Annotated in this window: 7 protein-coding genes; 4 read left to right on the plus strand and 3 right to left on the minus strand. The window is 50.3% G+C overall.

What is annotated here, in order from left to right; genetic code table 11:
* Positions 1-153: 153 nt before the first annotated feature.
* Entirely contained in the window at positions 154-1,377 is a 1,224-nt protein-coding gene (locus QVO99_RS06515; protein WP_022316797.1) for a 3-deoxy-D-manno-octulosonic acid transferase, read from the minus strand.
* 102 nt (positions 1,378-1,479) lie between these two features.
* Positions 1,480-2,997 carry a glutamate--tRNA ligase gene (gene gltX, locus QVO99_RS06520; RefSeq protein ID WP_022316798.1) on the minus strand — a complete coding sequence of 506 codons (1,518 nt, stop codon included), beginning with the start codon at positions 2,995-2,997 and terminating at the stop codon, positions 1,480-1,482.
* 258 nt (positions 2,998-3,255) lie between these two features.
* On the opposite strand from gltX, the gene QVO99_RS06525 reads away from it, so the two are divergent.
* The 4 genes from QVO99_RS06525 to QVO99_RS06540 all read left to right on the plus strand — a co-directional run bounded on the left by QVO99_RS06525 (position 3,256) and on the right by QVO99_RS06540 (position 8,305).
* Positions 3,256-5,334 carry an HD family phosphohydrolase gene (locus QVO99_RS06525; RefSeq protein ID WP_022316799.1) on the plus strand — a complete coding sequence of 693 codons (2,079 nt, stop codon included), beginning with the start codon at positions 3,256-3,258 and terminating at the stop codon, positions 5,332-5,334.
* 198 nt (positions 5,335-5,532) lie between these two features.
* Positions 5,533-7,092, plus strand: a complete 1,560-nt coding sequence (locus QVO99_RS06530; RefSeq protein WP_022316800.1) for an OmpP1/FadL family transporter — start codon at positions 5,533-5,535, stop codon at positions 7,090-7,092.
* Positions 7,093-7,511: 419 nt separating this feature from the next.
* The gene (locus tag QVO99_RS06535; RefSeq protein ID WP_022316801.1) at positions 7,512-7,712 is read left to right on the plus strand and encodes a hypothetical protein; all 201 of its coding nucleotides are present in this window, start codon (positions 7,512-7,514) and stop codon (positions 7,710-7,712) included.
* A complete protein-coding gene (locus QVO99_RS06540; RefSeq protein ID WP_022316802.1) occupies positions 7,709-8,305 on the plus strand; it encodes a zeta toxin family protein in 597 nt (198 codons plus the stop codon). Before QVO99_RS06535 ends, QVO99_RS06540 begins: the two co-directional genes overlap by 4 nt.
* A 76-nt stretch (positions 8,306-8,381) precedes the next feature.
* On the opposite strand, the gene priA is transcribed toward QVO99_RS06540, so the two are convergent.
* Positions 8,382-10,030, minus strand: a 1,649-nt coding sequence (gene priA, locus QVO99_RS06545) for a replication restart helicase PriA (protein ID WP_288177017.1), incomplete at its 5' end; no start/stop codon positions are given.

Genomic DNA, 10,030 nt, shown 5'->3' on the forward strand with positions numbered 1-10,030 from the left:
CTATAGTTTTCGGACAGCCTCCCCCGACATACATGAATGAATAAATACGGCAATCCCCGGCATTCTATGCAGACCACACGGTCTGTGAAGAATGTCGGGGATTGCCATATTGTTTGTTGTCCTGCAGACAGGAAGTCGGTCGTGATTATTCCATTATAGTCCCACACCCTTGATAACCTTGTCGGCAGCACCGGCTTTCGTCTTCACATAGGCACCGGCCAGATCAGACGAAATGCTGAGATATTCGGCGTCAGAGTCGAAGCGGTCCATGATTCTCTCAAAGTCCTCGTAGCTGTTTATCTCCATTCCGCCCTGTGTGGCGAGCAGTTCCTGAGCCTCCTGGAAACGCTTGTTGTTGGGGCCGAATATCACCGGCACGTTCCATACGGCAGCCTCCAGCACATTGTGGATGCCCACTCCGAATCCGCCACCCACATAGGTGACCTTGGCACAAGAGTATATGCTCGACAGGAGTCCGAAGCAGTCAATTATCAGGCAGTCAGCCTTGGCTGCCTCTTCGGGAGTGGTTTGGGTGTAGCGCACGGCGGTGCGGTTGAGCTTCGAGAGTATCTGCTGCAGATGGTCTTCGCCTATCACATGAGGGGCGATGACGATGCGCCAGTCCTTGTGATCGTTGAAATAGCGGATGAAGATATCCTCGTCTGGCGGCCAGCTGCTGCCGGCTACGAACACCTTGTAGCCTTTGGCGAAGGCATCCACGATAGGCATCTGCTTCTGGCTTGCGCTCTGCTTTATCTCCAGCACGCGGTCGAAGCGCGTGTCGCCTGTAATCTCCACATTCGTTATGCCGAGTGTGGCGAGCAGTTCACGGCTCTTCTCGTTCTGCACGAAGAACCGGGTGATGCAGTTCAGCACGCGGCGATAGCTGTTGCCATACCAGCGGAAGAACACCTGCTGCGGGCGGAAGATGCTGCTCACGCTGTATACGGGGATGTCGTGTTTCTTCATGTATGTCATGTAGTTCCACCAGAACTCATACTTGATGAAGAACGCCATCTCCGGGTGTATTATCTTGAAGAAGCGTCTGACGTTGAGCGGAGTGTCGAGCGGCAGGTAGCAGACGATGTCGGCCCCCTCGTAGTTCTTCCTCACTTCGTATCCAGAAGGGGAGAAGAATGTGAGGAGAATCTTGTATTCGGGATGGCTCTTGCGCAGACGCTCCATTATGGGGCGTCCCTGCTCAAACTCTCCGAGCGATGCTGCATGGAACCACAGGTATTTCGCATTCGGGTCTGTCTTCTGCCTCAGTATGTCGAAAGTTTCTCTTTCCCCTCGCCACATCTTGCGTATCTTGCTGTTCCAACGGCTGGCTATCGCCACACCAAGAAGGTATATATATATAATGATGTTGTACACGCCTGCTTCTTTGTTGCTTTTAGTTCTTTATTCCAGTTTCTCTCTCTGCCCTTGTGGCTCTCCCTCGGTGGAAGGGAGAGCGGGCATATAGAATGCGGTTTGTTATTTCAGCACTTCAATGGCTTTTCTGAGTCTCTTCAGTGTCTCCTCCTTGCCGAGGAAGGCAGTGATGTCGAACATGCCGGGACCCTTGCCGATGCCGACGAGAGCCAGACGGAAGGCGTTCATCACGTCGCCGAGCTTGTAACCCTTGCTCTCCACCCATGCGAGAACCACTTTCTCCTGGTTTTCGAGAGAGAAGTCGTCGATGCCTTCTATCACGTCGGCAAGTTCGCCCATTACCACGGCAGAGTCAGCCTTCCAGCGCTTGCGTACCGTCTTCTCGTCGTATTCCGTAGGAGCGATGAAGAAGAATGAGCAGAGAGGCCACAGTTCCTTTACGAAGCTTACGCGGTCTTTCATCATCGACACCACCTTGGTGATGCGCTCCATCGACTCGTCCACGCCGTTGCCGGCAACGATCGGGGCGAAGAGTTCTGCAATCTCTTCGTTGCTCTTGCACAGGATATATTCATGGTTGAACCAGATGCCCTTCTGATAGTCGAAGCGTGCTCCCGCCTTGCTGCATTTCGTGATGTCGAACTGCTCCACGAGTTCCTGCAGAGAGAACAGCTCCTGCTCTGTGCCTGGGTTCCATCCAAGCAGGGCAAGGAAGTTTATTACTGCCTCCGGGAAATATCCGCTCTCACGGAAACCATTGCTCACGTCGCCGGTCTTGGGGTCGTGCCATTCCAACGGGAACACAGGGAATCCGAGGCGGTCGCCATCGCGCTTGCTCAGTTTTCCCTTGCCGTCTGGTTTCAGCAGCAGAGGCAGGTGGGCGAAGCGTGGCATTGTGTCTTCCCATCCGAACGCACGGTACAGTAGGACGTGGAGTGGGGCGCTTGGCAACCATTCCTCGCCGCGTATCACATGGCTTATCTCCATCAGATGGTCGTCAACGATGTTGGCGAGATGATAGGTAGGCAGCTCGTCGGCACTCTTGTAGAGCACCTTGTCGTCGAGGATGTCGCTCTTTATCACCACGTCGCCGCGGATCATGTCGTTGACATGGATCTCCTCTCCCGGCTGGATGAGGAAACGCACTACATACTGCTTGCCGTCGGCGATGAGGGCTTCAACCTCCTCCTTTGGCATGGCAAGCGAGTTGCGCATCTGCATGCGGGTGTGTGCATCATACTGGAAGTTCTTTATCTCTGCACGTTTGGCGTCGAGCTCCTCAGGAGTGTCGAAGGCGATGTATGCCTTGCCGGCATCCAGCAGCTGGTCTACGTACTTCTTGTAGATGTCGCGGCGCTCGCTCTGACGGTAAGGACCATAGTTTCCGCCGAAGCTCACTCCCTCGTCGAACTTGATGCCGAGCCACTTGAACGACTCGATGATGTATTCTTCAGCACCGGGTACGAAACGATTGGAGTCGGTATCCTCGATACGGAACACGAGATCGCCGCCGTGCTGCTTGGCGAAGAGATAGTTGTATAATGCTGTGCGCACGCCGCCGATGTGTAAGGCGCCCGTGGGACTTGGTGCGAAACGCACCCTAACTTTTCTTTCTGACATTGCTATGTGTATATGTGAATTTATTGATTTTATTACCTCGTAATGCCACATTTGGGCAAGAGATATATGCTAAACCGTGCAAAAATACAACTTTTTTATCAATTGTTGTATTATTTTTTGTATTTTCGCAGTTGAAACGTGCCTTATATATATAATAGGTACTTTTCGGAGGCTAAAACCGAGATAATACACTGTAATTAATGCTGGCGCCAGCTACACTGGTTTGTCGTTGCGCCGGACTTATAAAAGAATGAGAATATGAATAAGTACGACATGTCTGAACGCAACCAATGGAAGAAGATCCTCAGCCGTATGGCGCTGGTCCTGATTTCCGTGGTCATCATCGTATTGTTTATTCCGCGCAACAGCGGACCGCAGTTCCGCTACGACGTGGGAAAGCCGTGGATGTATGGTTCGCTGATTGCCAAGTTCGACTTCCCGATATACAAGACCGACGAGGCGATAAAGCAGGAGCGCGACAGCTTGTTGCGCAACTTCGAACCTTACTTCAACTTTAAGGAGAATATGGAGAGCGCCCAGATGACGCGCTTCTTCGAAGACTTCACCGGCGGACTGCCTGGTATGCCGGCTACCTACACCAACATCGTGGCAGACAAGCTGCACCAGCTGTACAAGTCTGGAATCATGGGGGCGACGGAATTTTCGTCGATAGCCCAGGATACCACCAAGATGATAAGGGTCATTGACGGCAAGACTGCTTACAGCGTGCGCATATCCAGAGTGTTGTCAACAATGACCGCCTATGAGCAGATATACCTTGACGAGAGACTCGCACCCTACCGTGCGCAGCTGCAGCGTTGCAATCTCAACGAATACATAGAGCCGAACCTGATATACGACAAGGAGAGGAGCGAGGCAGAGAAGAACGATCTGCTCGGGCAGATACCGCTGGCAAGCGGTATGGTGCTCGCCGGACAGAAAATCGTGGACAGGGGAGAAATCGTTGACGACTACACCTTCCGTGTGCTCAGTTCATTTGAAAAGGAGACCCAGCGCCGTAGCGCCAGCACAACCGCCGTGCCTTCTACCATTGCCGGACAGGTGATATTCGTTTCGCTCTTCATAATCCTCTTCACCATGTATCTCGGCATGTTCCGCCGCGACTATTTCAGCAAGCCGCGCAGCATAGCCATGCTCTATGCGATGATCACCGTCTTTCCTATCCTCGTGTCGCTGATGATAGAACACAATGTGTTCAGCGTCTACATACTGCCTTTTGCCATGGCGCCCATATTCATCCGTGTGTTCATGGACTCGCGTACGGCATTCCTTACACACATCGTGATGGTGATGTTGTGTGCGGCGGCGGTGAAATATCAGTATGAGTTCATTATCGTGCAGCTCGTGGCGGGACTCGTGGCGATATACTCGCTGAGGGAACTATCGCAGCGAGGGCAGCTCTTTAAGACGGCGCTCTTCGTGACGTTGGCGAGCTGCGCCATCTACTTTGCCCTGCAGCTGATGACAGACAATACGTTCACTACCATTGACAACAGCATGTATAAGTATTTCGTGATAAACGGTATAATGCTGCTCTTCGTGTATCCTCTCATGCTCATCATCGAGAAGACGTTCGGATTCATATCCAACGTTACGCTCATCGAGCTGTCGAATACCAGCAAGGACCTGCTGCGCCGCTTGAGCGAGGTGGCGCCGGGAACGTTCCAGCATTCTATAATGGTTAGCAACCTTGCCTCTGCCATCGCCGAGAAGATCGGGGCAAAAGCGCAGCTGGTGCGTACAGGAGCCTTGTATCATGACATCGGCAAGATGCAGAATCCGGCATTTTTCACTGAGAACCAGAATGGCGTGAACCCTCTCGACAACATGTCGAGGATTGATGCCGCACATATCGTGATAAACCATGTGACAGACGGACTGAAACTGGCGGAGAAGTATAATCTGCCGGGAGTGATAAAGGACTTCATCAGCACTCACCATGGTGCGGGAATGACGAAGTATTTCTATGTGTCGTATCGCAACGAGCATCCGGATGAGCCTATAGACGATTCGCTCTTCACCTATCCCGGCCCTAATCCGTTCACCCGCGAACAAGCTATCCTGATGATGGCAGACAGCGTTGAGGCTGCCGCACGCTCGCTTCCGGAATATACGGAATTCAGCATCAGCAATATCGTGAACAAGATTGTGGACGGACAACTGAAGGAGGGATACTTTGAGTATTGCCCGATCACATTCCACGACATCGCGATGGCCAAGCAGGTGTTGATAGAAAGACTCAAGTCCATTTATCATACGAGAGTGAGCTATCCTGAACTGAAGAAGCCGGCTCTGAAGAGAGACGACGAGGAATAGGCAAGTGGGGATAACATACACATTTGGGGATAAATATGGAAGGTTTGTGCTATAATTCTTGCACAAACCTTTTGTTTTGCGCAAAACATAGGCGTTTTGTGGTTAAGCAATGTTAAACAAACAACTCTTTATACGGAAATAAAGGACAAATAAGATACCTTTGCAACCAATTTGTTTTAAAAAGTATTTTAGGTAAAGATGATTAATTTAAAAAATGTTTGCTTGGCAGCCCTGTTGTCGGCATCCGCAGTAACCGCCACTGCTGGCGGTCTGCTCACTAACACCAACCAGAACATTGCTTTCAACCGTATGATGAGCCGTGAGGCATCTATCGGCATTGACGGAGTGTATTACAACCCTGCCGGTGTGGCATTTATGAAAGACGGCCATCACCTCAGCATCAATCTGCAGACTGCATGGCAGACACGTACTATCGAGAACGACTACGCTCTCTTCAACTACAACGTAAAGAATCCTACTACGCCAAGGAAATTCGAGGGTAAGGCTTTTGCCCCTGTAATTCCTTCGTTCCAGTATGCATACAACAAGAACAGATGGTCGTTCCAGGCCAACTTCGACCTTGCCGGAGGAGGTGGAAAATGTAAGTTCGACAACGGACTCGGTTCTTTCGAGAAGGTTGTGGCAAACATCGGTTTCCTCGGCAACTCCCTCGCTCCATATCTTAACGGCATATTGCCGGTAAATCCAAATATCGCAAACCCTGCAACGGGAACGATGGGAGGATATGGATATACCTACGACAGCTTCATGCGCGGTCGTCAGTATTACTATGGACTTTCTGTCGGCGCTGCCTACAGAATCAACGACCACCTGTCTGTATTCGGAGGCGTGAGAGGAATCTACGCCACATGTAACTACTACGGATATGTGAAGAACATCGCTTTCGTGGGTAACAACGGTGCCAAACTGCCACTCTCTACTATGGTGGACAGAAACGATCCGGAGAGTTCAGACATTGAGCTGAACACCGACCAGACTGGTTATGGCTTCACTCCAATCATCGGTATCGACTACAAGACCGGCCGTTGGAACTTCTCTGCAAAGTATGAGTTCAAGACCCATCTGTGTCTTGTAAACCAGGGTACCGTCATCACTCCTGTGAAGAAGCTGAACGCTATCGGTGATAACCTTGCTGCCGCCGGTGTTCCGGTACAGGTGCTCCAGGGCATCAGTCCGGCAATCCAGCAGGCAAAGGAGAACATCAACGAGCTTATTGCTGAGTATGACCCGGAGCAGAACCACAAGGATGCCGGTGACATTCCTGCATTGCTCACCCTCGGAGTGGGCTATAGTCCTATCGATGCTCTCCGCATCAATGTGGGCTTCCACTGGTTTGACGACAAGGAGGCAACCTCTGGCTACAATTGGATCAAGGCTGACGGAACGAAGGAGCGTGTAGACCGTCACAAGAATCTCAAACGCGGTACACTGGAGTATAATGCCGGTGCTGAGTATGATGTTAACAAGATGCTCACCGTGAGTGCAGGATGGCAGAGCACAAACTATGGTCTGTCGGATGCCTCAATGGACGACAAGTCGTTTGTGGTAAGTTCAAACTCTGTCGGTTTCGGTGCGAAAGTGAACCTGACAAGCAAGATGTCACTCTCCGTAGCTTATTTCCATACCTTCTACAAGCACAAGAAGACTTCGGAGCAGGTGTCAGACAAGCTGACTTATACAGCAGACTACACTCGTAACAATGATGTGCTTGGTGTTGGTCTTGACATAGATTTCTGATAAGAAACTACTCTTTGAAATAACACACATAAATGATGAATCCCCAGTTGTCTCGTAGTGAGAGGACTGGGGATTATTGATAGCACGCTTGCCTTTAGGTGTGTTTGTAATAGTAATAAAGGCAATTTATTTTTCTTGATTTGTTATTCTGTATTGAAAAATGTCTTATCTTTGCATAAGATAGGCTGCACCTCAGCAATTGAAGCAAGCTTCATTGCACTCGGTTTGCACTATCTTTGCATAAGATAAGCTGCGGCTCGGCATAAGAAATAAATGTATTTATTTCATTCTGCTCTTGCCTTGCATTATCTTTGCATAAGATTGGCTGCACTTGGCAATTTGAAAGTAAATTTTCATTGCTCTCGTTTGCACAATCTTTGCATTGATTAATTAATTGGAACTTAAAATGATTCGTTGCAATGTCAAAAGAAGAACTTAGGTCATACAGATTGAATTCAGCAGAGGAACCGACGGATGAGATGCTGGAAGCCATAATGCTTGAAGTTCAGAAATCGGCATGCCTGTCAACACTCAAGGCCAAGGCAGAACTTGATAAGAGATTTAATGCTGCCAAAGCTGAGATTGCTAGGCGCAAAGCGACACATAGAATGGGATTATGAGTAAATTGACAAGACCTGTATTATGTGTTGTTGCCGGTCCGAATGGTTCCGGTAAAACATCTACAACCATACAACTGCTGTCGAATGAATGGACTGAAAGTTGTTTGTATATAAATCCCGACAATATAGCTCAAGAGCAGTTTGGGGATTGGAATTCATCTGAAGCGGTTTTAAAGGCAGCTCGTTATTCTACAGAGTTGCGTTACAAATGTCTTGATGGTAGGCAGGATTTCGTTTTTGAAACAGTATTCTCGTCTGATGAGAAGCTTGAATTCTTGAAAAAAGCTCATAGGATGGGGTTCTTCATTCGTTTTTTCTTTGTATGTACTGCTACTCCAGAAATTAATGTAGCAAGAATAACGAAAAGGTTCCTTGAAGGGGGACACGAGGTTCCAATATCTAAAATTATCTCACGCTATTATAAGTCTTTGGTTAATGCCAGCGAGGCAATAAGTTTTGTGGACCGTGCATACATCTATGATAATTCGATAGAGAACCATTTACCGCGTTTGCTTTACAGAACAGTTGATGGAAAGGTCTTCAAACAGTATATTGACGACGTCCCGGAATGGGCAAAACAATTGGTCTTATAAGAAATAGAATAATCCCCGGTTGTCTCGTGTGAGAGAGCCGGGGATTGGTGCTTATTTGTCGGAAGTCGGATGACTGTCAGCTCGGGTCCACGTCGTAGTAAATCTGCAGGGAGGAGTATCGCTTGTCCTGTTCCATCTGTCGCTCGGCGAGCAACAGACACTGGCGCACCCTCTTCATGTCGATACCCGGTTCGAGCTTCAGCATTATCTTGCGGATGAAGAATGTGCGCACCTTCGATACCGCAGGCTTGTCAGGACCGAGCACCCTTGCTCCAAGCCATTGTCTCAGTCTGCCGCCCATCTCTATCGCTGCCGTGTTCACGCGGTCATCGTCTTTGTGCTTCAGGTAGACATATATGAGCCGATAGAAGGGAGGGTAGTGGAACAGTCGTCTCTCTGCCATCAGCTGTGAATAGAATGCCCGCCAGTTGTTTGTCACCACTTGTTCTATGATGGGCTGCTCCACGTCTTTCGTCTGCAGTATCACCAGTCCGCGGTCGCCTTTCCTTCCTGCTCTTCCCGCCACCTGCGACATCATGGTGAAGGCGTGTTCGTATGCCCTGAAGTCGGGCACGTTGAGCATGGAGTCGGCATTCAGTATTCCCACCACACGTACGTGGTCGAAGTCGAGTCCCTTGCTCACCATCTGCGTTCCGATGAGAATCTTCGTACGCCCGGCAGAGAAGTCATTTATTATCCTCTCGTATGCGTTGCGGGAACGGGTAGTGTCGAGGTCCATCCTGGCAACGGGCACGTTGGGGAACAGTTCCATTATCTTCTCCTCAATCTTCTCCGTTCCATACCCATAGGGCCTCAGGTCCTCCCCCTCGCAGTTCGGACATTTCTTTGGCACGCTGTAGGTGAAACCGCAGTAGTGACATGTCAGCATGTTCATGTTCTTGTGGAAAGTGAGCGACACATCGCAGTTTTCGCATTTCGGCACCCATCCGCAGGTGCGGCATTCCACCATCGGCGCAAAACCGCGCCTGTTCTGGAACAGTATCACCTGCTCCCCGTTATCCAATGCCTTTTTCATCGTCTCGAGCAGCAGCGGTGATATCGGACCGTACATCATCTTGCGGCGTTGCATGTCCTTCACGTCCACTACCTTTATCTCCGGCATCTCGATGCCCTTGTATCTCTCGTCGAGTTCCACAAGACCGTATTTGCCTGTCTCGGCGTTATGCCAGCTCTCTGCCGATGGTGTGGCGGAGCCCAACAGCGTTTTCGCTCCATGCTGGTGAGCGAGCATTATCGCCACGCTGCGGGCATGGTAGCGCGGTGCAGGGTCCTGCTGTTTGAAAGACGTTTCATGTTCCTCGTCGATTATCACGAGACCGAGTTTGGAGAACGGCAGCAACACGGCGGAGCGTGCTCCCAGTATCACATCGTAAGGTGAGTCGGAGAGTTGCTTTTTCCATATCTCCACCCTCTCGGCATCACTGTATTTGGAATGGTAGATACCGAGTCTGTCGCCAAACACCTTCTGAAGCCTTTGCCTTATCTGTACCGTCAGGGCGATTTCCGGCAGGAGATAGAGCACCTGCTCGTGGCGCTCCAGTGCCTGTTTGATGAGATGGATGTATATCTCCGTCTTGCCGCTCGACGTCACGCCGCGCAGCAGCACCACGTTCTTTTTCAGGAACTGGAACAGTATGTTGTTGTATGCTTCCTGCTGTGCTGCCGACAGTCGCTTCACGTTGTCGAGCTGAGGCACTCCGCCAC

The sequence above is a fragment of the Prevotella sp. CAG:592 genome (assembly GCF_000436015.1).
GTDB classification, from domain to species: Bacteria; Bacteroidota; Bacteroidia; order Bacteroidales; family Bacteroidaceae; genus Prevotella; species Prevotella pectinovora.

Bases quoted from the DNA above. Each gene is read 5' to 3' on its own strand.
- gltX (WP_022316798.1), bottom strand. From the start codon at position 2,997: ATGTCAGAAAGAAAAGTTAGGGTGCGTTTCGCACCAAGTCCCACGGGC.
- QVO99_RS06525 (WP_022316799.1), top strand. From the start codon at position 3,256: ATGAATAAGTACGACATGTCTGAACGCAACCAATGGAAGAAGATCCTC.
- QVO99_RS06535 (WP_022316801.1), top strand. From the start codon at position 7,512: ATGTCAAAAGAAGAACTTAGGTCATACAGATTGAATTCAGCAGAGGAA.
- QVO99_RS06540 (WP_022316802.1), top strand. From the start codon at position 7,709: ATGAGTAAATTGACAAGACCTGTATTATGTGTTGTTGCCGGTCCGAAT.
- QVO99_RS06530 (WP_022316800.1), top strand. From the start codon at position 5,533: ATGATTAATTTAAAAAATGTTTGCTTGGCAGCCCTGTTGTCGGCATCC.